Genomic DNA, 26,499 nt, shown 5'->3' on the forward strand with positions numbered 1-26,499 from the left:
TTTCAAATATAGCGATTGGAAACACTTTTCTTGAACTAATATCTCACTCAACTGTTAATGAAAAGTAAATCGAATGCATTTTATTTGCATCTGAAATCGAAAGCAATGGAGTTGACTAAAGAGAGTGTTATAAATGCCTTAAGACATGTAGATGATCCTGACATTAAAAAGGATCTTGTTACGTTGAATATGATTCGTGATATAGCGGTGGATAGCAACAAATTGTCTTTTACCGTGGTATTGACGACTCCGGCCTGCCCATTGAAAGAGGTTATTAAAAATAACTGTCTTGATGCTATCAGCGAGCATATTAGCCCTGATGTGGAAGTGGAGATTGAAATGACCTCTGATGTCACCACCACACGTGACAACACACCTTTGCTCCCTGGCGTGAGAAATATTATCGCTGTAGCCTCAGGAAAAGGCGGAGTTGGAAAATCTACCGTTACCGCTAACTTGGCAGTCGCCCTTGCTCGACAAGGTGCCAAGGTAGGTGTTATAGATGCAGATATCTTTGGCCCATCTATGCCCACTATGTTCAATTGTGAGCATGAGCAGCCGGGCATTAAAAAAGTAGGCGAAAAGAACCTCATCATCCCTATTGAGCAATACGGTGTCAAGCTAATTTCAATTGGCTTTCTTACCCCAGCCGAAAATGCCGTGGTTTGGAGAGGCCCGATGGCGAGTAGTGCTTTGAAGCAATTTATTGCCGATACGGAATGGGGAGACCTTGACTATTTGTTGATCGACCTTCCTCCAGGAACAAGTGACATTCATTTGACTATGGTACAAACCGTGCCTGTTACAGGAGCCGTGCTTGTTACCACTCCTCAAAAAGTAGCCCTTGCAGATGCGCAAAAAGGACTGAATATGTTCTTACAGCCTCAGATCAACGTTCCTGTACTTGGGGTGATAGAAAATATGGCTTACTTTACACCTGAAGAACTACCTGATAATAAATACTATATCTTTGGTAGAGACGGTGGTAAGAAGCTTGCTGAAAAGCATGAGGTACCTTTCTTAGGTGAGATACCATTGGTGCAAGGTATTAGAGAAGGTGGCGACATTGGCTACCCTGCTATAATGCAAGAAGGAACTACAGCAGATGCCTTTATAGGTATAGCTGAAACAGTAGCACAGCAAATAGCGATAAGAAACGCTGAAAAAGCTGAAACGAAAAAGGTTGAATTAAAAGTTTAATAATATGTTGGACAGAGTCGAAGCAGCCTTAGAGAAAATCAGGCCATTTCTCATTGCCGATGGCGGTAATGTGAAAGTATTGGAGATTACCGATGACATGATCGTCAGACTAGAATTAGAGGGCGCATGCGGAACTTGTCCTATGTCACCGATGACGATGAAAGCTGGTGTGGAAGAGGCTATAAAACGTGACGTTCCTGAAATTCAGGGCGTTGAGGCTGTGAACGTTGCCGAAGTTTAAAAACAGGCCATCTACCATGAGGTATCCTGACTTTTGGATGCCCGGTTGATTCCCCTTAAAATTTGTCAGTTTTACTTAATAACTATCTTTGCCAATAACTTCTCGTACCGCATAAAATGAACAACGCTTGCGGACGTTACTTTTACTGAAGATGAGCAATAAGCCTTTTACCATTATCCGTTTCTTAAAGAACATTGGTATCATGGTAGGTATTTCGGTGGTTCTACTACTATTCTTTTTTTACATATACCTTCCAGCCAGTACTAACCACAACGAAACCATTACGGTACCCGATTTGGTCGGTACCCCATTCGAGAGCATAGATGAGTTTCTAACCAACAGGGACCTTCGATATGAGGTAGTGATAGACTCGGGATACTCAGAAAACTTTGAGGCAGAAGTAATCCTCAGTCAAAATCCAAAAGGCGGGGCCAAAGTGAAGGAAGACCGCAAAATCTACTTGACCCTAAATGCCAACGTCCCTCCTCAAGTAAGAATGCCCAATTTGATCAATACAGATCTGCTAAACGCGGAAGACATATTGAGTAGCAATGGCCTTAAGAGAGGAGAAATCACCTATGTCCCAGACCTTCGGGAAAATGCGGTGATCAAACAAGAAGTAGAAGGTGAAGAAATTGTACCAGGTACCATGCTGTACAAAGGTTCAGTGGTTGATCTTGTTATTGGAAATGGTATTGGTATTGAAACCTTCCCTATTCCGGATTTCATTGGCAAGACACTAGACGAAGCAAAATTTCAGATTGAAGCAGCAGAATTACGTTTAGATATCGTTAACTACATTAAAAACGATACTGTGCCGGAAAACACCATATACAAGCAATTACCTCCATTGGGTACTGTCGTGAGAAAGAATCGAATCATTGAACTTTGGATCAATGGTGACGAGCCTCCAAAAGAGGAAGAAGAAAAAGAGAATAGCGGCAATTGACTTGAGGATAAAGGCAATCATATTATCTCTATTTGTGGTCTCACTTTCCGTGACTGGCCAAATTGTGGAGAGACCACTACCAAATACCTTCAATAGATCCGGAGGCGTTAGGTATGCAAGAAGCCAGACAAGTCAGACTTTAGCTACAGTTAACATCCCCTTCTGGGAAGACTTCTCGACCAGCAATCTTATCCCATCGGTAAGCAAGTGGTCAAATTCAGATAACGTTAGAATTAGCAATGGTTTAGGTAGAAACGCTCCCACCATAAATGTAGCTGTATTTGATGGCGTAGATGTAAATGGGGCGCCTTATGATGCCAACAGCCTAATCAATGGAGCAACAGATAGTCTCGTCTCACAACTGATTGACTTATCAACTCTTGGTGCTGATCAGGTCGACTCGGTATACCTAAGCTTCTTTTGGCAACTCAATGGTAATGGAGAAATACCAGACCTTGAAGATTCTTTGGTCTTGCAATTCAAAGATGCTCTGGGTCAATGGCAGAATGTCTGGTCACAAGTGGGGGGAAGAGAAAATGAGTCCGATGATTTTACTCAGCAGCTCATCCAGGTACCTCGAAACTATTTCTTTGATAGCTTTCAGTTCAGATTTCAGTCTTATTCAAGATTGGCTGGAGCTTTTGACACATGGCTGTTAGATTACATTTTTCTGAACGACTCTCGACACGCAAATGACATCGCCCATCCTGATAGGGCCTTAACGCGCAAACCATCTTTCTTAATTGCTCCCTACTCGGCTATGCCAACCGAGCAATTCTTTGCCAATCCGGGTCGCTACTTGGTTGAAACAGATGCCGAGTTCTATAACCTCAACGAGTTCTTTCAACCCATACAGTTCAACACAATCGTAAGAGAAACTTCTGGAGACACTGAGATCGAAATCCTAAATAACGAAACGATCGCCAACCCTATACCTGATGGCTTTGAAAGGAGAACCTTTACTTCTCCGGCATTAAATAGTAACCTCTTAAATGTTAATGCCGATTCACTCCTGCTCGAGACCACCTATTTCATACGGTCTGGAGATAACTTCCTGATTGAAGCCATTGACCCTGGAGTTGATACCACTTTCAATCAATCTGTCGACTACAGGCTTAATGACACCGTGAGAGTCACCACGGTTATTGATGATTATCTAGCTTATGATGATGGAGACCCTGACTTTGCAGCAGGTATTAATCAAAGAGGTGGTCAGATTGCCTATGCCTTCTTTGCAGAACAGCGTGCTCTTTTAACACATATCGATATTAATTTTCCATTCACTCAGCAGGCAGGCGAACCCATTGAATTATTAGTTTGGAGCGATCTGGACGACAACCCTGAATCTGTATTATTTCAAGACTCCTATAGCGTCATCAGGCCATCGAGTATTGGAGATTTAAGGGCTTACGCACTAGATACACCCGTCTTTGTGCAAGACACATTCTACATTGGTTTTCAACAGGCGACAAATGAGTTTTTGGCCGTAGGCCTTGACAAGAACAATGACACTGGGGACAAACTATTCTTTAACGTCAGTGGCGACTGGAGACCCAATGAATTCGTAAGGGGTAGCCTAATGATGAGACCAAGGTTCGACAAGGAAGTGGCTGACAACTTTGTTCCCGCAAGCCAGCCAAGTGAGGTTGCACCAAGCGTCTACCCCAACCCAAGTAATGGTCGGGTCTTTATTGCTCATTCAAATATCGAGACACTAAAAGTTTATGACAATTGGGGCACCGAAGGTGCTTATGAGCTCACCGAAACCACCGGTGGCATTTATATCGATCTGAGTAAAAATAAAAAAGGAATATATTTGCTGAAATTCTCCATCGGTGGAGATGTATTTACCAAACGAATTATTCTAAATAACTGAAATGCAGGAAATTACAGTTCAAGAATTAAAACAACGACAAGCGAACGGTGGCAATTTGAATATTATTGATGTTCGCGAGGAATGGGAATTCGATGAAGATAATATTGGTGCCCAACTATTACCACTGGGAGATTTGCCAAAGAGATTGTCTGAAATCACCCATTTAAAAGATGAAGAAGTAATTGTTCATTGCAGAAGTGGTGCAAGGTCGGCAAGAGCCCAAAAGTACCTGATGTCTCAGGGATTCAGTAATGTAATTAACCTTGCTGGAGGGATTATGGCCTATAGAGAAGACGCCTGATCAAGGCTTTTAACAAGACAAAAGTTTATTGAAGGCTATAAGCCGAAGTAGTGAGACTACTTAGAAAGCGTACCCTACAGAAACGTATGTGTATCGAGGGTGACTTGCGCCAACCCGAAAGACAAATTTTCCATCGGGCTTTTGAAACCTATAACCCAAGTTTGGATAAATATCCCAACTGTAGTCTCCTAAACAGCAATAAATATTTTCGATACCCTCCGTTCTTACCACTCCAAATCCGAACTCTAGATGGTTCTTCCCTTTTCCTGTAAGGCCAGAAATTGACAGGGCGTAGAATGAATTAAAATCCTCCTCATCGTTCCATGCATAAGCCAAAGCGGACCGAAAGACACCGCCTTCAAATCTGGCGGTGATGGTTTTAAAAAAGGGGGCCTGCTTCTTTGGATGCCATAACTTACGTTCATAGCCTATGGTAGCTCCTTGTAGACCAGGTATGAAATGTACCATGTTACTTTTCAAACCCTTAAAATGTGATTCTGCATCTTGTCCTAAACAAAACCCGGAGATGAAGGTGATCAATAGTACTGTCAATATGGCCTTTCTCAGTTTCATAAGCTTCTTACAAGTTAGAAGGTAATACAGAATAGAAAAACAGGCCGATAAAAAAACTCCCTTTAAAGCACTGTGTTCGAGTTTACCCTAAGACTTCCAAAAATGGCTGAGCAGCCTCTTTCAAGTTTTCGCCAAAAGCAATCAGGCCACCCTGATGGCCGGCCATTGCCAGAAGATTGAAAGAATTATTCTCTTTGAATAGTCTAGCGATTTCGAAAGCCATCTCTGGCGTTCCGTATGGTACATCTTTGTTTGTTGTTGGGATTTGGTCCAACCAGGCCTCCCATTGCTGATCGTGATGGATATGAATGACCGCACGAATATTTTGATCAGCCTCGTAGATGGCAGCATGGGTTAAAGACTCTGAAGATGCTTTGACTGGACCAAGGCAGGACAGCTGGTTTTTGGTAATGCTATAGTCAGTTACTTCCGTAAAGTGTTCAGCTTTTAACCTTTCAATATGGCCCGTCTGTGTTCCAGAAATAATGAAGTTTTTGTTAATTGAGGGAAGTATGCTGATGTTTCCGAAACCGACCTTGTAGTTTTCATCATAACCGATCAAACCCATATCATACATGCGATCTCGCCACATGATCAAATCATCCATTTCTGGATAATCGGGTGCACTCCCCTCCTGCCAATCAATCTTAAATTTGATATACCCATCATCCATAGTCCTATGCTCTTTCAGGGTACAAGCCCAACAAACCTTCTTTGGAAGCAGCACAAACTCCCCGATCCGTAATTAATCCGCTGATCAATCGTGCTGGTGTTACGTCAAATCCATAATTAGCAGCAGGAGTTCCAAGGGGGCTCAAGCGCACTTTCTGCATTTTTCCTTCTGACCACCCTGAAATTGAGGTGACCTCCTCTTCACTTCGCTGTTCAATCGGTATTTCCTTAATACCATCATTCAAAGTCCAGTCAATGGTTGAAGAAGGCAAGGCTACATAAAAAGGGACATTGTTATCCTTAGCCGCTAAAGCCTTTAAATAGGTACCGATTTTGTTGGCCACATCTCCTTGAGCAGTAGTTCTATCTGTGCCAACAATAACAATGTCTACCATTCCGTGTTGCATCAAGTGGCCACCTGTATTATCGACAATCAAGGTATGCGGAATTCCCTGCTGCAATAGCTCGTAAGCTGTAAGGTTAGCACCTTGATTGCGTGGTCGCGTTTCATCTACCCACACATGAATTGGAATTCCGGCTTGAGCGGCCTGATATATAGGCGAAGTAGCCGTACCCCAGTCGACCGTTGCCAGCCAACCCGCATTACAATGGGTAAGAATGTTTATAGTCTCCTTTTTCTCCTCGTAGAGTTTCTTGATCAATTCGAGTCCATGAACACCAATCATTCGACAAATCTCAATGTCTTCAGCCTTAATCCTATCAGCTGCCGTTAGTGCCACAGAAGGCCTTTGATCAATCGGTGTATTGAGCAGCTTATCCATCACCAAATCAACGGCCCAGGCTAAGTTTACTGCTGTAGGTCGACTTTCTTTGAGCATACTGGCTATTTCTTTCAGCTCATCACTATCAGCATTTCGCAAACAAGCCAGGTAAAGTCCATATGCTGCCGTTACACCGATCAATGGTGCACCTCGCACAATCATATCTGAAATGGCCACCGCTGCCTCTTCAGGACTGTTAATATCATGAATGACTAGCTGATGCGGTAAGACACGCTGGTCAATAACCTGAACAGTATCGGGCTCACCCTCCTTTACCCAAATGGTATGGTATGCCTTGCCATTAATATTCATTGGACTGATTCAAAAGTTCTACAATAGATTCATCAGGTTTTAAGTGATGACCTTTCCAACCTAAGTTTTTCGCAGTAGTTATGTTTTCTTCCAAGTCATCGATAAAAAGTGTCCTATCAGGTGCTAAGTCTGTTTCATGCATTAGGTGCTCGTAAAAGCCAACATTCGGCTTGCGTTCACCGACTTCACATGAGAGAAAAACCTTGTCAAAATACTTATAGAAATGCTTTTCAGACGATATATGGTTCGCAATGCGTAAGATTCTCTTCATATGAATCTCATTGGTATTACTCATCAGGTAAAGTTTGTGTGTTGAGCTTAATTGGTCAAGAAGCTCAAACTTGTTCTTTGCTATTGGCCCAATCATAGCATTCCATGCCTCATCCAAGATATCTTCAGCTCCTTTGAACTCGAGTTCTTCTCTAAGGTGTGCCCTAAAGGTAGGATCATCGATATCGCCCGTTTCGTATTGTTTGAAAAAATCTAGATTGGATAGCTGTTTAACCTCTTCCAAAGACAAATCACCAAGTCCGGCAAAAGCCTGATAAGTCCTTTCTATATGAAGGTCTAGGATCACTCCTCCAAGGTCAAAAACTATTGCGTCAATTTCAGTAATATCTAAGGCCATTGGAGGTTGTTTAATTAGCAGCAAATATGTAACATTGCAATCCAATTTTCAAAGGCCTTCGACAGCTTTTGGATAGGGCCTATAACTCAGTTGGTTAGAGTATCTGACTCATAATCAGAAAGTCCCTGGTTCGAGCCCAGGTGGGCCCACAAAACAAAATGACTCAGCCCTTAGGTTGAGTCATTTTTGTTTTAAGACTATTTGTGCGAGACGCGTCTTTATTTCATTTAGGCTGTTGTTGGGTAACACAGTGTATAGCACCTCCATCTTTCCATAATTCAAGTACATTAACACCAACAACCGTTTTGTTTGGATAAAGCCCTTGAATAATCGCATTAGCCTCTGAGTCGGTAGATTCATTAAAGTTTGGCACCACCACTACTTCATTCCCCACATAATAATTCAAATAGCTACCTTCTGACTGCCAAGCCAAAGGCAATTCGACTATTGTATAAGATTGACCAACAGCATTTTTGGCGGTTTTCAATACTTCATAATCCTTGATAATAATATCCTCTCCAAAGTTTTCCACAACCTCTTTTGAATATGTAGCAATGGTATGATTTCCTACAAATCTGGCGACTCCATCAATATGCATATCCGTAATGTCCAGGCCTGCTATACCATCCAACCATACAAAGTTGGTAACCCCTAGGTAATGTTTGAAAAAGGTTTCTGCCTGTTCCTGAGTTAGACCTGGATTTCTGTTGCTGTTCAAAATAGAACTCCTGGTGGCCATTAGTGTACCGTGACCATCCACTTCAATGGCACCTCCTTCCAGTACCATATTCACATCAATTTTTGAAACGCTAATTGCGGTGCTAACATGAGATGGTATTTGATTATCATGCTCATAGGCATATTTACCTCCCCAGCCATTAAACTCCCAATTAGTGATTCTTAAATTGTCATTTTCATCACGGACAAAAATGGGACCGTTGTCTCTTACCCAAACATCTTCGGTTTTTCGAACTAAAAAATCTACCTGTTGCATGTCCACTCCGGCATTGGTTAATAACTGGGTGATTCTACTTTTCTCCGTTTGGTCATAAGCAATTATATGAACGATTTCACCTGTATGTAGGGCTTTAGTCATATCCACCCATATTGGGTCATATCTGTCTTGCTGTTCTTGACCAAAGGTATACTTATGTGGCCATTGCAACCAGGTCCCCTCATGTGCTTCTTCTTCGCTGGGCATGGTATAAACCACTACATTTTCTGGGACCAAGATGGTAGGCACTACATCTTCAGCACAACTGGCAATAATTAACAACGTCAAAGCCAGACCTTTTAAAATCATTCCGTTTTTCATAATATTCTTTTTTTGATTCTGAGTGAAATGTAGGGTGACCTGTCCACTGACTAAAAAATATTCCACCTAAGCAGCTATTCTAACCTTGAAATACATAAGAAGTGGATTTAGAAAGAAAATGGCATCTTGTACCTCAAATCTGCCCTTTCGTGGATAAAATTTAATTGCAGAGACTGATAGGTTTACTTTTGAGCTCTTCTGCTTGGATATGGAAAAGAGCAAAATCTTTCATTTTTTACTTTGGGTCTTTGTTTTTGGATTGACTTTCGACTCTCTCATATTTGATTATGAGTTTGAAATGGCATTGTTGCTCAGCCTTTCGGAGTGTGCCATCAATGTGATCGTTAGTTACGTCAACCTGTTGATACTCATTCCCAGAATACTTCAAGGAAGAGGAATGACGCCCTACTTGATAAGCGTTATTGTGTTTTTCATTATTCTGTTTATTCCTTATTACTTCTCTGAATTGGGTTTCTATTTGTTTAGTGAATCAGAACTTCGCGTTGTCATCTCATTCGCCCTAAATTTCACCATGTTCATTCTGGTGTCCTTTCTCTTTTGGAAGGTGAACCAATATGAGCTAGAGAAAAAGAGAAACCTCGAACTAAGCAATCAAAAGTTAACGACTGAATTACAGCTTCTGAAATCTCAGGTAAGTCCACACTTTTTGTTCAATACCCTTAATAATATTTATTCATTGAGTATTACAAAGCATGAGAATACATCTTTAATGATTGAGAAACTCTCGGACCTATTACGCTATATCATATATGAGGGGGAACAAGCTTACGTATCATTGGAAAGGGAAATGGAATTATTGAGGAATTATACTGAGCTCCAACAACTTAAAAAACCCAAAGGAGGAAAGAATATTTTACTGACTACCAAAGGGATAAAAAGCTCGCAACAAATCCCTCCTTTGCTTTTAATCAACATTGTAGAAAATTGCTTTAAACATGGAGATATTACTTACAACAAACATGGAGTGCTTAATATCAATCTCGAAGTTGAAAACAATCAATTACATTTTTGGACCGAAAACTCCTTTAACTCTTCCAACAAAAAAAACGGAATCGGATTGAGCAATGTACAACAGCAACTAAGCCATTACTATCCAGGGCAGCATCGATTTCAAATTGATTCTACCAACGACAGATTTAAAACTGATTTGTACATAGACCTGAACGCATGAGACTTTACCACTGTATAATTGTTGATGACGAGACCCTTGCTCAGGACCTGATAGAGGTACATTTGAAGAAAATTCCAAATATAGAAGTGGTAGCAAAATGCCATACTGCAATGGAAGCCATGGCGGTTTTAAGTCAGAAAGAGATAGACATCATGTTTCTAGACATTGAAATGCCAGATTTGACGGGTATTGATTTTTTGAAGGCTCTCGAAAATCCTCCTTATACTATCTTCACTACAGCCTACTCTGAATATGCATTAGCAGGCTACGAACTCAATGTGATCGATTACTTGCTTAAGCCCATAAGGTTTGATCGTTTTTTCAAGGCAGTGTCTAGGGCCCTGACCCTGTTGAAGGAAAAGGAACCTGTGCTTTTTGCCTCAAAGGATGGTGAACAAGAGACTTACCTCTTTGTAAAATCTGATTATAAAGGGGTAAAGATTCTCTACAATGAAATTCTATATGTGGAAAGCATGCAGAAGTATGTCAGGTTTCACTTAAAAGACAAGAAGCCGGTGGTATCTCTTATGAGTATTAGTTCTTTAGCTGAGCTATTACCTACCAATCAGTTTTTCAGGTGTCAAAAATCTTTTATTGTTAGTATGGCTAAAATTGAAAGCATTGATGGGAATCAAGTGGTTTTGTACTCAGGTCACAAAGTTCCGGTTAGTCGGAGTTTGAAGTCAGAATTACTCCAGCTAATTGACAGACATGGTCTTATCTAAATCGTCAAGAGACCCAAATAATTCAACTATTTCACCTTCATTTAGAATATTTACGAGACAATCACACCATCAAATCATCGTTTGACAATCTCATAATCAGAAAGTCCCTGGTTCAAGCCCAGCTTGTCCGCCTTTGGAGGGGTGGGGCCACAAAAAGTAAAAGCTCAACTGTCAAGTGGGGCTTTTTTGATTTCGGGTCATGCCTCTCCATAGTCAGCACAAAATCATTCCTCAAACATCCAGTTCTTCCTAGACAGAACTCGTATACTATGGAAAGCCTCTATGAAAGTTTATATCAAATACATGGTAAGCCTGCGCTGCAAGATACTTGTGGAACAAGAACTGGAAAAACTAGGCTTAAAACATGCAGTTGTGGAATTAGGAACCGTAGAAATCCTTAGCACATTTTCTAACCAACAACGTGAGTCATTGAAAACCAATTTACTCCGATCAGGGCTAGAACTGCTTGATGATAAGAAAAGTATTCTCGTTGACAGGATCAAGAATGCGATTATTGAAATGATCCATTATTCCGATGAAATACCTCAGGTGAATTATTCTGACTACTTAAGTGAGAAGTTGGACTACGACTATACCTATTTAGCAAACACTTTCTCAGAGGTAAAGGGTATTACTATTCAACAATTCATCATCCTTAATAAAATAGAGAAAGTAAAAGAGCTAATTCTCTATGACGAACTCAGCCTCTCTGAAATCTCCTACAAACTTCACTATAGCAGCGCTGCTCATATGTCCAATCAGTTTAAGAAGATAACAGGCCTTACTCCTTCCTTCTACAGAAAACTAAAAGAAAAGCGAAAATCCAACTTGGAGAACCTGTGATATATGTAAGCCTTTGCTTCAGGAGTGTAAGTAATGCTCAAACATAACACCCACCTTGTTCTATGGTCGAATGGACGGCTTGAATAACTCGAAGAAATGTCAAAAGAGAAAGAAGGGAAATCTAAATCTGGAAAGACTCCAGCAACAAAGACCCTAAAAGAAAAGCGTGCCGCAAAAGCAGAAAAACGCCAGGAGAAATCAAGAGAATCTAACTATTGAACTTCTAGTTAATTCCAAAACCCATTGAACTTGACTGCGACCCTGGTTGAAGAAATTTATGGTCAAAGTCAATTCTTTGGGTTTATCCCTTCAAGTCTTAAGCAAGTGACTTACTATCACATGGAATCTGATAGTTACATGAGATTTATGTAAGGCTTTTCCATTGATGTATAACCCTTTTTCTGGTGACTATGACCAGCTTTGGGGTAATCAAAAACTCAGAATCATGAAAAGAAGAAAGCCAGTCTCGTCTGATTTAAAAATCAGCAAACCCAATCAGTTTGACATCCTGAATCACAGCATTCTAGGTCCGTTTCGAGAAGTCTTCAACGCATGGAGTCAGATCACATCGAAGGTTTTTACTCATGCAAGAACCGTATTTCGTGAACTGACGGGCTCTCAAAAGGATAAGAAACAAGCACGTTTGCTGCTTCAATTGATTCCGATTGATCCCAAAAAGGAGGATGTATTTGTGGAAATAAGAAGACCAGAAGACTATGGGAATAGACCAGTTTAAACCAAAAAAGGACAATAAGTATAAAGAGGGAGAAATCGTATATGCCAAAGAATGTCCTTCGATTCCTTTGGTCATCAGGCGCTACGTCCACAGGGTTTACTATTGCAAAATAGTTGACGATAAAGAAGAGGATGAATTGGTTTACTATGAACGTGAACTAATCCAACCACTCGAAAAAGCATAATCAATACTAATTACAAAGAAGTCTCAGAGACACCTCTGAGCATCAAGCAACCATGGAATCAGAAGCACTCATTTATTGTGAAAACGAGTTTGGGAAATTGGATGGCAAAGTGGCCAATGGCCTAGTCAGACATTCGGAAAAATTCAAAATTGTTGGAGTTATCGATAGCACCAAAACCGCAATGGATGCTGGAGAGTATTTGGATGGTATCAAAAATGGCGTACCCATTTTTAAGAGTATTTATGAGGCCATTGCAAATCTTCGTCAGGTCCCAGAATACTTGATTTACGGCATGGCGCCTCTCACACCAGTGATAGGTAATGAAGACCGAGAAGTCATTCTTTCTGGGATGAAAATGGGAATGGACATAGTAAACGGACTGCCTGAATTCTTCTCTGATGACCCTCAATTCTCCAAGCAAGCTGCAGAATTTGGAGTGAAAATCTATGATGTAAGAAAACCTCTGAAAAGAGAGCATTTGCATGCCTTTACAGGCAAAATCAAAACTGTAAAAACACCAGTGGTGGCAGTGCTTGGTACTGACTGCGCTGTCGGAAAAAGGACAACAGCCGTAGAATTGGTAAAAGCTCTAAGAGCTGAAGGTGTCAGGGTTGTTTTTATAGCAACAGGTCAGACGGGCTTGCTACAAGGTGCTAAATATGGCTTTGCCATAGATGTGCTCAGTTCAGGCTTCGCCAGTGGTGCAGTAGAACATGCCGTTGTAAGCGCTTATGAAGAAGAAAAACCAGACATCATTGTTGTAGAGGGACAAGGAGCCTTGGGGCATCCTGCCTTCACCTCCTCCTCTGCTATTATTCGTGGGGCTATGCCCGATGCCATCATTTTGCAGCATCCCCCCAATAGAAAAACGCGTTGCGACTTTCCTGATTACCGAATGCCTACTATAGCGAGTGAAATAGAGCTCCTAGAAGTTTTCTCCAAATCTAAAGTAGTGGCGATAACACTCAATCATGAAGGAATGGATGACAAGGAACTTGACATTCATATTCGTAAGTACGAAGAGGCGCATGGAATTCCGGTTACAGACGTACTCACTCAAGGTTGTGATAAATTGGTAGCTCAATTGTCACATTTATACCCTCTGCCTCTGAGTCTCAAATGAGATCTCCGAGAATAGAAATCAATCTTAAAAAAATAGCACATAATGCCCGAGCACTGGTCAACCTTTATGGATCGAATGGTATCAAGATAAGTGGTGTAACCAAAGCAATCTGCGGTCATTCTGAGATTGCAGCGACACTTCTCCAAAGTGGTATCAAAACCCTCGCGGACTCTCGCTTGGAGAACATCATAAACATGCGAAAGAATGGTATTAAAGCTCAATTCCTACTACTAAGAGGTCCTATGCTCAGTCAGACTGAGCAAGTCGTAAAAACAGCAGATTGCAGCCTAAACTCGGAAATTACTGTCCTCAAATCACTTTCAAAATTTGCCTTGAAGTTGGGTGTAGTTCATCAGGTGATTTTGATGGTAGAACTGGGCGACTTGAGAGAAGGTCTTATGCCGGATGACCTTAATAAAACCATTACTCAATTATTAGCATTAAAAGGAGTGAAACTCATCGGCCTGGGCACCAACCTGGCTTGTTTAGGAGGAGTCATACCTGATGAAATCAAGATGAGTCAACTCTCGTCCATTGCTAGATCGACTGAAAAGAAGTTTGGGATAAAGTTGAAAATCATCTCCGGTGGTAACTCAGCCAACTATCAGTGGTTTAAGCATAACACCACAGTTGGTTTAGTCAATAACCTTCGGTTAGGTGAATCAATCTTTCTCGGCTGTGAAACCATACATAGAAAGCCAATACCAGGACTGTTTACAGATGCTTTTGAGCTAGTAGCTGAAATCATAGAAGTACAACAAAAGCCCAGTCGTCCCTTTGGCAGTAAAGGTCAAAATGCCTCGGGCGATACCCCTTCATTCAAAGACAGAGGTGCAATGAAAAGAGCAATTCTGGGAATTGGACAGCAGGACGTAAATATTACCGGCCTTACCCCTATTTCAGATATCTCCATCATTGCTGCAAGCAGTGACCACATTGTAATCGATGTCCATGAATCCAATCTCAAGGTAGGTCAAGAGGTAAGGTTTCAAATCAACTACAATGCGCTGCTTTCACTCATGACATCATCCTATGTATCCAAATTAATGATCTAGTGACACTATGAATGCTCAGGAATATTGCGCCTATGTAGACAGACAGGACTTACTGCACAAGCAACTAGAACCAGTCTTTCCTATTAAAGAAAACAATGAACGATTAGTGAGCCTAAAAGATTCGGGGTTCAACCTCATCTTCGAACCCTCAATAATGAAAGATTACCGGTACTTAGTTCGTAAGGCTTTGGTGGAGAAAATTGGCAGAATAAGCAAAGCCCTTGACAAACAAAACAAGACTTTGATCATACGATCGGCATGGCGATCCTTCGAACACCAAAGAAAACTATGGAATAATAAGCTAACATTCCTTAAAGAAGAGCACCCAGAGAAGTCGCTCGTGCAACTGAGAGAGTTAGTCGCACACTTCATTGCTCCAGAACAAAAATCCACCCATGCGACAGGAGGTGCTCTAGATGCCTTGATTTACGATAGAAAAACGGAGACTGTCCTCGACTTCGGCACCAATAAAGGACATGACATTGACCTAACCGAGCTCTGCTACCCCCATCATCCTGACATATCTGCCGAGGCTAGGGAAAACAGGAATTTGCTTATGAGACTCTTTGAAAGAGAGGGTTTTGTCTGCGACCTCAAAGAGTACTGGCATTTCGATTATGGAAATGTTGGTTGGGCAATAGAAAGAAGTAGACTTCATGCTATCTATGGTATTATAAATGCAAAAAAAGATATCTGACCTATTATCAAAACATCCTTAACAAAGCTAAAAAGCCCCAACAATGTCGGGGCTTATTTTATTAGTCTTTGGCTTTGAGTAGGGACACTTGATATTCAAGTCGCTTGATTTCCCGCATCAAAGTATTCTTATCCATCTGATTCCAACCCCATAGCTTTAACAACGACATGGCCATAAAAGCAATCAGGGTATAAAACATCCAGTCTAGCTTTTCATCCAGCACTTCAGCATTCAGCATATTAAGGAAAGTATAAACCGCGACAGCGAAAACGGCTAGGTTCATAAAAACCATCAACACGTTCATCCACTTGTTTTTGCCTTGAAAAAGACTGAATACTTGTTGAGGGATATTTTGCTCTCCCATCTTGTCGAAATAAGCAGCTTCCTCTTTTGAAAGTGCCTGGTGGATCAATTCGTCTACTTCTTTGTCTGATTTATTCATGATTCGTTTCTTTTAGTTTCTCTTTTAATTCCTTTCTGGCGTAAAACAGCCTAGACTTAATGGTGCCCTCGGGGAGTCCCAACTGTCGTGCTATCATTTTCACAGAGTACTTCTCCAGATAAAATAGCCTTAGCATCTCTTGATGTAAAACCGGGAGGGATTGAATAGACGAAAGCATTCTTTGAATATTCTCTTCTCGTACATCATCACCGCTCTCTCCTACCTCAACTTCATAGCGAGACTCTTCTACTGCTTGCCGATCACGTTGAAGTCTCTTTATTGTGTCAGCAGATCTTCTCTGGACTATTCGGTATGCCCAAATCCTAAACATGGCAGGGTCTTGAAGCTTATGGATACTCTTAAAGATGGACATCCAACTTTCTTGAGCAATTTCATAGGCCTGATCCTGATCTTTTAGAAAGCCGAAAGCCCACATTAATAGCTTCGGTTGCCAGCGTTTCCATAAAAGACCAACGGCCTCCTGATCTTTCTCCTGACAGCGGATCACTAATAACTCATCGAATATTTGCTCTGAACTGCGTCCCATTGAACTTCAATTAGAAGTCTTGAAAAAACCTGGAAGGTTCAATGAAATTAGAAATATTCTCAGTCATTAAGGCACATGGGCCGTTGCGCATAAAAAAAGGACAGAATTACTTCTGCCCTTTTTACTCAAAACAAAAAAATAAAAATCACTTCAATTTTGAGTGCTGTAAAAAACTCTGTATTAGCCACTTGCCATCAGTATTCGATAGATTGAGGTAGTATACATAGTGTACTTTATCGTCTTGAGCAACCACCTTAGCCGTTGCCATTATACCATCTGTTATATCAACAGAGACGATTTCAACAGAGCGATCTCGACCGCCAAATTTTTTTGATGCATGCATTGCGGCAAACTGCTTATAATCAACAGAAATGATTTTACCCTGGTTGGTTGCCTGCACAGTCGCATTCTCTCGAAATGTCTTCAAAATCTCATCGCCTTTCTGGTGATCCACTCCTTTCATTAATGTAGTAATCACCTTTTCAATATCACCCTTATCCCCTGTTTTAGCCATTGAAGTCATTGTGATCAGTGAACATGCAAGCATCATCATTATTTTTTTCATCATATTTTAATTTAATTAGTACAACAATCATTAGTATACTAACTAAATAAGAATTTTACTTAATTCAAAGCAATGGATTAGTTAGTACAACAATTATCTTAGCGCCATGGATCAGATCAGCAACTCTTTCGGTTTTAAGCTCAATTATACCACACGGAATATGCGTAGGTATAGCAACGAAAAGTTAAAGGCAGCTGGACTGGACATTACAGTCGATCACTGGGGGATTCTGAAAATCCTATCTGAACAGGACAATGGGCTCAGCTCGTCAGCGCTCTCCGATATCATGCTGAAGGACAAGCCCACGATCACTCGTATGATCGATGTCGTGGTAAAAAAGGGTCTGGTACAGAGAACTCCGAGTACGGAAGACAGAAGAGTTATTACACTAGCGCTTACGCCACTGGGGAAAGATCGTGTTTCACAAGCCCTACCTGTTGTTCAAGAGATTAGATCCTTTATGAGCCAAAAACTTACTGATAAAGACCTTCAGGACTTATCAAGAATTCTGCAAAAAATTGATTCTGCCATTGAGGGAACTCAAAGCTAACTGAAAACCTATCTAGGCCTTGACCCGCTCATTACCCTCCAGAAAGGAGTTTACAGTGTCTATAAGTTTCTTATAGCTGACAGGCTTGGTTAAGTACTCATCCATACCAGCTTTCATACACTTCTCTCTTTCACCTGCCATTGCCGCAGCTGTCAGTGCAATGATCGGCACGCTGGCCTTAGCACCTTCTAATGCTCTAATTTGACGGGTAGCTTCGTAGCCGTCCATTACTGGCATTTGAAGGTCCATTAAGATCAAGTCAAAATCATGATTTTTGAATTTCTGGATTGCCTCTTCTCCATTCTCCACACATGTGACGGTCATGCCTTTATTGCACAACATTTTCAATGCGACTTTCTGATTGGTCAGGTTATCCTCAACCACTAAGATTCGACCTGCGCTCTTTTTGATCTTACTGGAAGGCTTTTCTTTCTTACTCGTTTTAAGTGGCTGTTCTTCACTTTGGTACTCCTTTGACTTAACATAGAATTTGAAGATTGAACCTTTGCCCTCTTTACTTTCCACCCAAAGGTCGCCTCCCATCTTAATCACCAGTTCTTTGCTGATGCTCAAGCCTAGGCCAGTACCTCCATACTCTCGGGTATAGCTGGTATCGTTTTGTACAAAGCGATCAAAAATCTTCTCTTGTGCCTCTTCCGAAATACCGATTCCGGTATCCGTAACAGTGAACCATATTTCCATTTCACCTTCATGCTCAGAGAGTGCTTCCGCGAAAATCGACACCCCTCCTTTATTTGTGAACTTAATGGCATTCGACAACAAATTCGTAAGCACCTGCCGCACGTAACGAGGATCGCCCAATACATAAGGCGGTACATCAGGAAGCACCCAGTACTTTACCGAGATATCTTTTTTCTTTGCAGGAATCGAAAAGGCCGATACAATATCACTCAGTAATTCCTTTACACTGTAAGGCTCAGAGGCCAATGCTATATTTCCAGATTCAATTTTGGTGATATCGAGAATATCATCGACTATGAGTTTTAGAGATGTAGCAGAGCTGGAAATCGTCCTTAAAATGTCTTTTTGCTCCTCGTCTAAACTATTATCCAAGGAATACTCAGTCAGCCCTATGATTCCATTTAGAGGTGTCCTGATTTCATGGCTCATGTTAGCCAAAAAGTTATTCTTAATGGTATTGGCATCTTCGGCAACTACAAGAGCCTGAATCAGCGCTTCTTCGACTTCCTGCCTCTGACCGATCTCTTTTCTCAACTCAGAAGAACGCGCATTCACCAAGGCTTCTAGTTCTTGCCTTTTTGTTACTGTTCGTTTCTCTCGGAACCACAATAACAGCAGGATAAACCCTAAACCTACAATCACAATGAGTGACCTAAACCAGAAAGTCTGATAGTAGTGAGGCTCCACCATTATGACCATTTTCGATTCCTCAGACCACTCTGAAGACAATCTACCTTTGGACTGGAAAATAAAATCAAATGATCTATCTGTAGGTATGTTTTTATAGGATGCCTTACCCTCAGGTTTTACTTCAACCCAGTCTTGATCATAACCTTTCAGCTTGTATCGATATACTACATCATCAGGTCTCAGGTAGTCCAAAGCAGAAAAGTTGATTGTGAAGTCATTTTGTTCACAGTTCAGGACTAGTTCGTCCAGCATAGAAATGTCTTTCGATAAACCCTGACTTTCATTGACCTTAAGAGGCTCTCCGTTAACCGAGGCACTAATAAAAGCAGGGCGCTGAACGACCTGGTAGTCTATAATATCCTCTGGACGAAAAGTTGTTATCCCACTTAATCCTCCCATTAAAATCTCACCACTCTGAGAGATTGTGCTAGCATTTAATGAAAACTGATTCCCTTGAAGTCCATCCGTTAGATCATAGTTTCTAATTGCAAAGCTATCCGCTTCTACTCCGGATCTAAAAAGTTTACTGACACCATCGTTAGTTGAGAGCCATAGATCGCTGTTATTATCTTGAACAATAGAGCGAATATCATCTGAGGCCAGACCACCGGCTTTGTCAAAGTGATAAAGAACTGCTCCATCTTCATCTAATGCCAACACCCCATCTTGCTGTGTACCTAGCCAGATACGATTTTGATTATCCTGAAAGACGGTATTAATTGGTATGTCCGAGGCAAGTCCATCCCCCAAGCCTGTCAGCTTTACGTTTATAAGAGCACCTTCCTCAAATTTGTAAAGTCCTTTTTCAGTAGACACTAATATTTGATTACCAAATTTCTTGATATCATTTATCTTAGGTTGCCCAGAAAAACTCAGTTCCTCACCAAAGAACGGCACTTCGCTTAATACCTGATTGATACTGGAGTACATTTTGACTCCTTGATTTGCGGTACCCAACCAAAGATTGTCTTCCTCATCGGCCATGACGGAGAGGATCTCCAGACCCTTTAATTGTGATGGCATAATGTAGTTAAATGCTGCACCATCCCCAGTCCACTTGACCAGTCCATCATCAGTGCCCAACCATAAAAAATTCGCACTGCATTGAGCAATGGACAAAACTTTGCTCACCCTCTGACTAATCTCAGGTCCAAATGGATAGTGTTTAAACTTATTATTTGCCGGGCTGTAACTAGAAACACCTTTCCGAGAACCAATCCACACTTTTCCATCGTCTGATGATTGGATTGAAAAAGTACTATAGTCCATCAGATCCTTGTCAGTCCCCTCCTCGTGCGTTTGGCCGAAGTAGCCAAAAAGATTGTCCGCCTTGTGAAAAAAGTTAACACCTGAATTTGGAGTGGTGATCCAAACAGACCCAACTTCATCTTGGTAAACCTCTCTAATGACTTTATCGGAAAGCGAAAACCCATTATCGAAGTCATAGCGATAGGACTCCGTTGTGTTTGTTTCAAGACTCAAAACGTTGATACCGTCCGTTGTTGAAACCCAAACCTGGTTCCCATCAACCAATGAAATGTCATTGACAAAATCATTGTTTAACGGAAACTGCTTGCTGTTCCTTGTAAACAAATCCAATTGGTCAGATATGGCATTATATCTTAAAAGCCCATCTCCTTTGGTTCCCAACCATAAATGATCTTCAACTGACAACAAGCTTGTAATCTCGGAGGTAGTACCAATACCTGCGCCTAGAAGCTTCTTACCTCTTAGTTCATAAAGTCCTTCTGAAGTTCCTACCCACAGGTTTGTCTGATAAAACTCAAGGTCATTGAGCTTAAGGCTATTTCCTTGAACTCCACTAGCGGTGATTGTCGAAGTTCTTTTGAGCGTATTACCATCCAGGTTTATAAGCTCATCATTGCTGATCAGCCATAAGTCGCCATCCGAATCTTCGATAATGTCGTAAATAGAGTTCACGGAAGTGCCAAAGCCTAGATCACTCAATGGCACTCTAGTGAAAGTCTTTAATTCTCGGTTATAAAGATTCAGTCCATCTCTCGTACCCACCCAAAGGCGGTCGCGACTGTCTTCCATAAGTACGGTAACATGATCATTACTGAGTGTGGAAGTGTCCTTTCTGTCATACCGATAAATATCGAACTCAGAATAGTCCGTCATTCGATTAAGGCCTTCCTCTGTTCCAAACCATAAGAAACCCTTATAGTCTTGAAGGGAAACGGTAGTCTTGTCACTAGACAAACCATAATCTGCGAAAAGTTGATAGAAAAACGGACTAGCCGATTGGGCTGAAATGCTCAAGCAGGAATAGCATAGCATTACACTGAGTAGTAGTCTTCTCATGTTTAACGTCCAGGTGAGGAAGCAAATTAATGGAAATCATCCTTAAATAAAAATTACAACTACCTGATTGACAGAGAATACAATAGCACTCTGTGTTCGGATCTAACAAATAGAAAGTACACTAAGCTCCTTTCACAAAGCCATCCTCCTTATAAGATGGGTTTGGATACTTATAAAAACCCTCTCCAGTTTTCACTCCTAATCTGCCACTGTCGACATACGTCTTGAGTAAAGCGGCAAAGGCCTGGCTCTTTTTATCTGGTTGACTGCTAGTGATATGCCATGCGGTATCAAGCCCAACGGTATCGAGAACGCCAAATGGTCCCATATCCATTTTGAAATTGCCCATCCAGCTGCGATCAATATCTTCAATACTACCCACATCCATTGTTTTAAGGGAGCCCGCAGCTCCTATTAAAGCCATTAACATGTAATTGAAGATGTAGCCTGGGTTTTCCTTCTTGACATAAACTGGTGTTTGCCAAAGTTTCTCTCCCATCTGATGTAGGAAGTCCGGAATCCAAGCAGCAGTAGTCTGGTGAGGCATAATATCTACTACGTTGGCATAGAAGACATCATGAAAATGGAAATTGCAGAATCGCTCAGGTCTACCTGTCGCTTCGGCCAGGTCAGATGGCAACAGGTAAGATGTATTAGAGGTGAAAAGCGTCTTTTCCGGACAAAGTTCTCCAAACTGCTCCCAGACCTTCTTCTTTAGTTCGAGATTTTCGGTGACTGACTCATTTAGAAAATCTGCGTCATCGGCTGCCTCTTCAGCATTAGTGGTAAACGTTAGACGCTGCTTTGCCTCCTCGGCCTCCTGCTCCGACAGTTTCTCATGCCTAACAAGCATCTTCAAAATACCCTCTTGCGTTTTGATGGCAGCATCAAAAGCCGATTCATTAATATCATAAATTGTGGTTTCAAAACCACTTATAGCAGACTGAAGCCCTACTCTTAAACCTAGAGTCCCTGCTCCTAAAATGAGTATTTTGTTGACGCCTTCTATTTTCAATTCCATAGCTTTCAATTTAACCACATCAGTCTTCATCCACTGCCCTAATATATCACTCAAAAAACAATACTTAAATTCCTCCCCTTATGAAGGGGAGGTGCTCGTAGAGCGGTGGGGTTCTTACTATTTTATAACTACAACTCAACCACCTCGGCCTTCGGCCACTCCTCCTTGCAAGGAGGAGACTATTAGTTAACAGAATTTTAGTCCTCCACTTTTCAAGGGGAGCCTGCCTGTCGTCAGACAGGGTGCTCGAACGCTTACGCTGAAGCTTTAGCGAAGGCGCAAGAGCGGTGGGGTTGTCAATTTTACTCTTCTCATTGCCTTACTCATTCCGAACACAATTCGGAAACTCCTCAAATAGATCCTGAAACAAGTTCAGGATGACGTCTTATTTTCATACCACCTCAGCCTCTGGCCACCCAATCAAAACATCTACTCCAAAGTCACTCTCAAATTCCTCCCCTTTTTTAAGGGGAGGTGCTCGTAGAGCGGTGGGGTTCTTCCCATTTTATAACTACATCTCAACCGCCTCGTCCTTCGGCCACTCCTCCTTATAAGGAGGAGACTTTTAGAGTTAAATCTTATCTCTCTCGATCGCCTTGGCTGCATTAGCACCACAGGCTTTTACAGCATAAATAAGGTTTGCAAAACGAGGGTCTTGTGTTAATCCTTTCTTGTATCGGGCGTAGATCTGCTGAATAATTACCCCGATCTTAAAGGCCCCAAAGGCGTAATAGTATACTAAGTTTTTAAGATCAAAGCCTGTTCTTTCACCGTAGCGTTCTGCGAACTGGGCCCTATCCAAATTACCTGGCAACCAAGTAAGACTGAATGGTTTGAGTGCTTCTGAATCGTCAGCCTGAGCCCAATACGCAAGCGAAGTCCCCAAATCCATTAATGGATTACCAACGGTGGACATTTCCCAGTCCAACACGGCAATAATCTCACTTAAGTTATCTGGGTTGAGTACGAGGTTATCATACTTGTAATCGTTGTGTATAAAACTGATCTGCTCCTGCAATGGCAAATGCTCCTCCAACCAGTTAGCGACAGCATTCATTGATCCCAGTTCGTCAGTCTCGGCTTTATAATAGCGTCTAATCCATCCTTCGACCTGCCGCTGCGTATAACCCTCGGGTTTACCGAAGCTGTTGAGGTCAGAAGTCTCAATGTCCATTGTATGCAATGCCGCTAGGTTGTCAATACAAGCTTCTGAAATAGATTTCATCAAGTCGGGACTGAGGTTAATGTCCTTCGGGGGTCTTCCTCTAAGAATAACACCCTTTACACGTTCCATCATATAGAATTCAGCACCCAGTACGGACTCATCATTACAGAACAATACAGGAGTCGGCACCTTTGGGTAAACCGGCTTCAACAAGGACAACACCTTGAACTCTCTGCTCATATCGTGTCCACCTTTGATATTGGCACCGAACGGAGGTCTTCTTAATACATATTCTTTATTGCCCGATTTCAGCAGATAGGTGAGATTAGAAAACCCGCTAGGAAACTGTGACACAGCTATCTCTCCAGAAAATTCTGGCAGGTTCTCCGACAGAAAGGCCTTGAGTTTATCAAGGTCTAACTCCTCTCCTTTTCGTATGTCTTTGGGTTGGTCAATCATATTCGCATATCGTCATTGCAAGAAACGAGCACGGTATCGGACCAAGTAATCTCCCCTTCTATTCGGGAGACTCCTTCGGCAAAAAGCCTCGGAGTGACGTAAGCTTTAAAGACCATATCCTTTCAATATACTTCTCGCTAAACTCGATTTGTGAACCTCATCTGGTCCATCGTAAATTCTAGCCCCACGTTCATGCCTATACCAAAATGAAAGTAAAGTATCGTCTGTAATTCCAAGAGCACCGTGTACTTGAACTGCTCTATCCAAAACTTTCATCAAGACATCAGCCACATAGAACTTGATAGTCGATATTTCCATTCTGGCAGCTTTGCTACCTTCGCCATCCATTTTCTGTGCAGCATGGAGTACCATATACCTTGAAGCATTGATTTCAGCACGACTTTCAGCTATCCAATTCTGTATTGTCTGCTGATGTCCCAGTTTTTTGCCTTCTCTAAGCTCTCTACTGACAGCTCTTTGGCACATCATGTCAAAAGCTCGTTCGCATATCCCAATCCACCGCATACAGTGGTGAATTCTTCCAGGACCTAAGCGCTGCTGTGCTAGCATAAAGCCCGTTCCTTCTTCACCGACAAGATTAGCCTTCGGCACACGGCAGTCATTGAATCTAACTTCTGAGTGACTTAGATACCCTCCTCCTTCATCACCCATGATGGAGATATTTCGAACATTCTCGAATCCAGGGTTATCTAATGGCACCACAATCATACTCGCGCGCTCATAAGGGCTTGCATCAGGATTAGTGACGGCCATTACAATGGTAAAGGCAGCACCATCAGCAGCTGTAGTAAACCATTTATGTCCATTGATTACATACTCATCCCCATCCAACACTGCGGTAGTGCCTAGGTTTACGGGGTTGGATCCAGCAAACTCAGGCTCGGTCATGGCAAAGCAACTTCTAATATCTCCGTTGATTAGAGGCTGAAGGTATTGAGCCTTTAATTCATCAGAAGCAAACTGATGCATCAGTTCGATATTACCGATATCAGGGGCTTGGCAATTGAGCACATAGTGGCCGAGTGGTGTTCCTCCCAAAAGCTCAGAGATTTGACCAAACTCCGTCATGCTCAGTCCAAGTCCTCCCTCTTCTTCAGAAAGATATGGCGTCCATAGTCCTAAGGATTTAGCCTTATGCCTGAGCTCATCCAACTGATGTTTGGTTTCGTTCCAAGCACCATGAATCATTTGTAACTCCAATGGGTATACATCCTCTTCTATAAAGGTCTTCACCTTCGGGTAAAGTGCTTTGAGTTTATCTGTTGCGAATAGATCAGTCATTGGTCAACGGAAAATAGTTATCAGGTAGAACGCTTTGCCATTTATTATTCTCAGCGAAGTCTTTTATGACATCATTCCTGTCTCTCAACAAGTTGGTCATGTATCTCTTTAAAAAGAAGTTATCTGCAATTGTCCCGAGAAACCAAAACGGGCTTTTATAATCAAACACATCTATAACTTCAGTCATATTATCATCAAGCGATTTAAAAACATGTTGATGTCGAAAACTAGAAAAAGCTCCTTCAATCATCTCATCGACAAAGTAATTTGGTCTATCAAATTCAGTAATCCTCGAAGAGAGTTTCTGATAGACTCCAAAGTGTTTTGCCCTCCAAGTCACACTTTCATTTAATTCAATCAAGCCACTCATTTTACCCGCAATCGCCTCCTCATTAGTATCCTTGGTTGAAATTTTATGAAGGTCTATACTACGTGACAAATCAAATACTAGATTGACATTGGCATTTACTAAAGTCTTTAATTCAATAATTGGCACTATAAATAAATCTTACATCCTGATCACTGATTTCAAATAACCGATCACTAAATTGTATACCCCCCATCAGCGGTAATAGAAGCTCCAGTTACAAACTTAGAGGCATCACATGCTAAGAAGAGCGCCAACCCAGCAATGTCTTCTGGTTGAGCTAGCATTGGCAATGCCTGCTTCATCATTACCATTTTCAAAATCTTTTCATTCGAAGTCAGCGCTTCGCTAAACTTCGTCTCGATTAAACCAGGGCAAATCGCATTGGCTCGAATATTATCTGGACCCCACTCTCTCGCGAGGACCTTTGTTAACTGAATAATGGCAGCCTTACTCACTGAGTAAAGTCCCAAGCCTTGTCCAGGTGTTATGCCCTCAATGCTACTAATGTTCACCACAGAACCCCCGCCTCTTGATTTCATAGAATCATAAGCATACTTCGCCAGATTCAAAGGCCCTTTGACGTTTACGTCCATGATCTTATCAAACACATCGTCTCCGGCATTTTGTACTGGACCGAACACGGGATTTGCAGCGGCATTGTTCACAATAATATCTATACCACCATAGGTGGCGATAGTCTGCTCAGCCAGTGACTTCACCTGTTCATCATCACCCATATGGCAAGGAATTCCTTTTGCTTTTAGGCCCGCAGCGACAAACTCATCTGCTACTGCAGTCACGGCATCCAACTTCCGACTGGAAACAACTACTTCAGCTCCCTGTTGGGCAAGGGCCTGAGCGATATACTTACCAATTCCCTTACTGGCTCCCGTTACAATGGCCACCTTGCCATCCAACCTAAAATTCTCTGCGATCTGCATGGATTAATGATTTTTA

Annotated in this window: 29 protein-coding genes and 1 tRNA gene; 16 read left to right on the forward strand and 14 right to left on the reverse strand. The window is 41.7% G+C overall.

Annotation, left to right across the window (positions count from 1 at the left end):
• The first annotated feature begins 105 nt into the window (after positions 1 to 105).
• From J4E76_RS05405 to J4E76_RS05425, 5 genes are all read left to right on the forward strand, one after another.
• Positions 106 to 1,200, forward strand: a complete 1,095-nt coding sequence (locus J4E76_RS05405) for an Mrp/NBP35 family ATP-binding protein (RefSeq protein ID WP_208502729.1) — start codon at positions 106 to 108, stop codon at positions 1,198 to 1,200.
• A gap of 4 nt (positions 1,201 to 1,204) precedes the next feature.
• Positions 1,205 to 1,441 carry a NifU family protein gene (locus J4E76_RS05410; protein ID WP_208501888.1) on the forward strand — a complete coding sequence of 79 codons (237 nt, stop codon included), beginning with the start codon at positions 1,205 to 1,207 and terminating at the stop codon, positions 1,439 to 1,441.
• Between the two features lie 151 nt (positions 1,442 to 1,592).
• Positions 1,593 to 2,390, forward strand: coding sequence for a PASTA domain-containing protein (locus J4E76_RS05415; RefSeq protein WP_208501890.1), 798 nt, complete (start codon positions 1,593 to 1,595; stop codon positions 2,388 to 2,390).
• Positions 2,338 to 4,266 (forward strand): T9SS type A sorting domain-containing protein, encoded by a 1,929-nt coding sequence (locus J4E76_RS05420; RefSeq protein ID WP_208501892.1) that lies wholly within the window; start codon positions 2,338 to 2,340, stop codon positions 4,264 to 4,266. The genes J4E76_RS05415 and J4E76_RS05420 overlap by 53 nt, the downstream gene beginning before the upstream one ends.
• Position 4,267: 1 nt before the next feature.
• A complete protein-coding gene (locus J4E76_RS05425) occupies positions 4,268 to 4,567 on the forward strand; it encodes a rhodanese-like domain-containing protein (protein ID WP_208501894.1) in 300 nt (99 codons plus the stop codon).
• A 60-nt stretch (positions 4,568 to 4,627) separates the two neighbouring features.
• Here the strand turns inward: J4E76_RS05425 and J4E76_RS05430 are convergent, their stop codons facing one another.
• The 4 genes from J4E76_RS05430 to J4E76_RS05445 form a co-directional block, all read right to left on the reverse strand.
• On the reverse strand, positions 4,628 to 5,140 hold the full coding sequence (locus tag J4E76_RS05430) for a hypothetical protein (protein ID WP_208501896.1): 513 nt from the start codon (positions 5,138 to 5,140) through the stop codon (positions 4,628 to 4,630).
• 82 nt (positions 5,141 to 5,222) lie between these two features.
• Positions 5,223 to 5,813: a class II aldolase/adducin family protein gene (locus tag J4E76_RS05435; RefSeq protein ID WP_208501898.1), complete on the reverse strand. Its 591-nt coding sequence runs from the start codon at positions 5,811 to 5,813 to the stop codon at positions 5,223 to 5,225.
• A 4-nt stretch (positions 5,814 to 5,817) separates the two neighbouring features.
• A complete protein-coding gene (gene mtnA, locus J4E76_RS05440; RefSeq protein WP_208501899.1) occupies positions 5,818 to 6,906 on the reverse strand; it encodes an S-methyl-5-thioribose-1-phosphate isomerase in 1,089 nt (362 codons plus the stop codon).
• Positions 6,896 to 7,534, reverse strand: a complete 639-nt coding sequence (locus J4E76_RS05445) for an HAD family phosphatase (protein ID WP_208501901.1) — start codon at positions 7,532 to 7,534, stop codon at positions 6,896 to 6,898. The genes mtnA and J4E76_RS05445 overlap by 11 nt, the downstream gene beginning before the upstream one ends.
• Positions 7,535 to 7,609: 75 nt before the next feature.
• Between J4E76_RS05445 and J4E76_RS05450 the strand changes: the two genes are divergently transcribed.
• Positions 7,610 to 7,683, forward strand: a tRNA-Ile gene (locus J4E76_RS05450).
• 74 nt (positions 7,684 to 7,757) lie between these two features.
• On the opposite strand, the gene J4E76_RS05455 is transcribed toward J4E76_RS05450, so the two are convergent.
• A complete protein-coding gene (locus tag J4E76_RS05455; RefSeq protein ID WP_208501903.1) occupies positions 7,758 to 8,849 on the reverse strand; it encodes an agmatine/peptidylarginine deiminase in 1,092 nt (363 codons plus the stop codon).
• 208 nt (positions 8,850 to 9,057) lie between these two features.
• Here J4E76_RS05455 and J4E76_RS05460 point away from each other — a divergent pair, with 208 nt between their 5' ends.
• The 9 genes from J4E76_RS05460 (at position 9,058) to J4E76_RS05495 (ending at position 15,404) form a co-directional block, all read left to right on the forward strand.
• On the forward strand, positions 9,058 to 10,041 hold the full coding sequence (locus tag J4E76_RS05460; protein WP_208501905.1) for a sensor histidine kinase: 984 nt from the start codon (positions 9,058 to 9,060) through the stop codon (positions 10,039 to 10,041).
• Complete coding sequence (locus tag J4E76_RS05465) at positions 10,038 to 10,766, forward strand: LytTR family DNA-binding domain-containing protein (RefSeq protein ID WP_208501907.1); 729 nt, start codon at positions 10,038 to 10,040, stop codon at positions 10,764 to 10,766. The genes J4E76_RS05460 and J4E76_RS05465 overlap by 4 nt, the downstream gene beginning before the upstream one ends.
• 282 nt (positions 10,767 to 11,048) lie before the next feature.
• Positions 11,049 to 11,609: an AraC family transcriptional regulator gene (locus tag J4E76_RS05470; protein WP_208501908.1), complete on the forward strand. Its 561-nt coding sequence runs from the start codon at positions 11,049 to 11,051 to the stop codon at positions 11,607 to 11,609.
• A 96-nt stretch (positions 11,610 to 11,705) separates the two neighbouring features.
• A complete protein-coding gene (locus tag J4E76_RS20980) occupies positions 11,706 to 11,828 on the forward strand; it encodes a hypothetical protein (protein WP_255552014.1) in 123 nt (40 codons plus the stop codon).
• A gap of 226 nt (positions 11,829 to 12,054) precedes the next feature.
• A complete protein-coding gene (locus tag J4E76_RS05475) occupies positions 12,055 to 12,345 on the forward strand; it encodes a hypothetical protein (protein ID WP_208501910.1) in 291 nt (96 codons plus the stop codon).
• On the forward strand, positions 12,326 to 12,529 hold the full coding sequence (locus J4E76_RS05480; protein WP_208501912.1) for a hypothetical protein: 204 nt from the start codon (positions 12,326 to 12,328) through the stop codon (positions 12,527 to 12,529). The genes J4E76_RS05475 and J4E76_RS05480 overlap by 20 nt, the downstream gene beginning before the upstream one ends.
• 52 nt (positions 12,530 to 12,581) lie before the next feature.
• Positions 12,582 to 13,652, forward strand: coding sequence for a DUF1611 domain-containing protein (locus tag J4E76_RS05485; protein WP_208501914.1), 1,071 nt, complete (start codon positions 12,582 to 12,584; stop codon positions 13,650 to 13,652).
• A complete protein-coding gene (locus J4E76_RS05490) occupies positions 13,649 to 14,707 on the forward strand; it encodes an alanine/ornithine racemase family PLP-dependent enzyme (protein WP_208501916.1) in 1,059 nt (352 codons plus the stop codon). Before J4E76_RS05485 ends, J4E76_RS05490 begins: the two co-directional genes overlap by 4 nt.
• 7 nt (positions 14,708 to 14,714) lie before the next feature.
• On the forward strand, positions 14,715 to 15,404 hold the full coding sequence (locus tag J4E76_RS05495) for a M15 family metallopeptidase (protein ID WP_208501918.1): 690 nt from the start codon (positions 14,715 to 14,717) through the stop codon (positions 15,402 to 15,404).
• A 61-nt stretch (positions 15,405 to 15,465) separates the two neighbouring features.
• Here the strand turns inward: J4E76_RS05495 and J4E76_RS05500 are convergent, their stop codons facing one another.
• From J4E76_RS05500 to J4E76_RS05510, 3 genes are all read right to left on the reverse strand, one after another.
• Positions 15,466 to 15,846 (reverse strand): DUF6768 family protein, encoded by a 381-nt coding sequence (locus J4E76_RS05500; RefSeq protein WP_208501920.1) that lies wholly within the window; start codon positions 15,844 to 15,846, stop codon positions 15,466 to 15,468.
• Positions 15,839 to 16,393 (reverse strand): RNA polymerase sigma factor, encoded by a 555-nt coding sequence (locus J4E76_RS05505; RefSeq protein WP_208501922.1) that lies wholly within the window; start codon positions 16,391 to 16,393, stop codon positions 15,839 to 15,841. The genes J4E76_RS05500 and J4E76_RS05505 overlap by 8 nt, the downstream gene beginning before the upstream one ends.
• Positions 16,394 to 16,538: 145 nt before the next feature.
• Positions 16,539 to 16,958, reverse strand: coding sequence for a nuclear transport factor 2 family protein (locus J4E76_RS05510; RefSeq protein WP_208501924.1), 420 nt, complete (start codon positions 16,956 to 16,958; stop codon positions 16,539 to 16,541).
• A gap of 106 nt (positions 16,959 to 17,064) precedes the next feature.
• Between J4E76_RS05510 and J4E76_RS05515 the strand changes: the two genes are divergently transcribed.
• Positions 17,065 to 17,508 carry a MarR family winged helix-turn-helix transcriptional regulator gene (locus tag J4E76_RS05515; protein WP_208501926.1) on the forward strand — a complete coding sequence of 148 codons (444 nt, stop codon included), beginning with the start codon at positions 17,065 to 17,067 and terminating at the stop codon, positions 17,506 to 17,508.
• Positions 17,509 to 17,520: 12 nt separating this feature from the next.
• Here J4E76_RS05515 and J4E76_RS05520 read toward each other — a convergent pair whose 3' ends face one another.
• The 6 genes from J4E76_RS05520 to J4E76_RS05545 all read right to left on the reverse strand — a co-directional run bounded on the left by J4E76_RS05520 (position 17,521) and on the right by J4E76_RS05545 (position 26,483).
• Positions 17,521 to 21,225 (reverse strand): hybrid sensor histidine kinase/response regulator, encoded by a 3,705-nt coding sequence (locus J4E76_RS05520; protein WP_208501928.1) that lies wholly within the window; start codon positions 21,223 to 21,225, stop codon positions 17,521 to 17,523.
• Positions 21,226 to 21,346: 121 nt separating this feature from the next.
• Entirely contained in the window at positions 21,347 to 22,300 is a 954-nt protein-coding gene (locus J4E76_RS05525) for a 3-hydroxyacyl-CoA dehydrogenase (RefSeq protein WP_236017273.1), read from the reverse strand.
• A gap of 517 nt (positions 22,301 to 22,817) precedes the next feature.
• A complete protein-coding gene (locus J4E76_RS05530) occupies positions 22,818 to 23,870 on the reverse strand; it encodes a phosphotransferase family protein (protein WP_208501930.1) in 1,053 nt (350 codons plus the stop codon).
• 105 nt (positions 23,871 to 23,975) lie between these two features.
• Positions 23,976 to 25,172 (reverse strand): acyl-CoA dehydrogenase family protein, encoded by a 1,197-nt coding sequence (locus J4E76_RS05535; protein ID WP_208501932.1) that lies wholly within the window; start codon positions 25,170 to 25,172, stop codon positions 23,976 to 23,978.
• Entirely contained in the window at positions 25,165 to 25,611 is a 447-nt protein-coding gene (locus tag J4E76_RS05540; RefSeq protein WP_236017274.1) for an SRPBCC family protein, read from the reverse strand. The genes J4E76_RS05535 and J4E76_RS05540 overlap by 8 nt, the downstream gene beginning before the upstream one ends.
• Positions 25,612 to 25,715: 104 nt before the next feature.
• A complete protein-coding gene (locus tag J4E76_RS05545; RefSeq protein WP_208501936.1) occupies positions 25,716 to 26,483 on the reverse strand; it encodes a glucose 1-dehydrogenase in 768 nt (255 codons plus the stop codon).
• Between the last annotated feature and the right edge of the window lie 16 nt (positions 26,484 to 26,499).

Source organism: Roseivirga sp. E12 (assembly GCF_017592825.1).
Taxonomy (GTDB): domain Bacteria; phylum Bacteroidota; class Bacteroidia; order Cytophagales; family Cyclobacteriaceae; genus Roseivirga.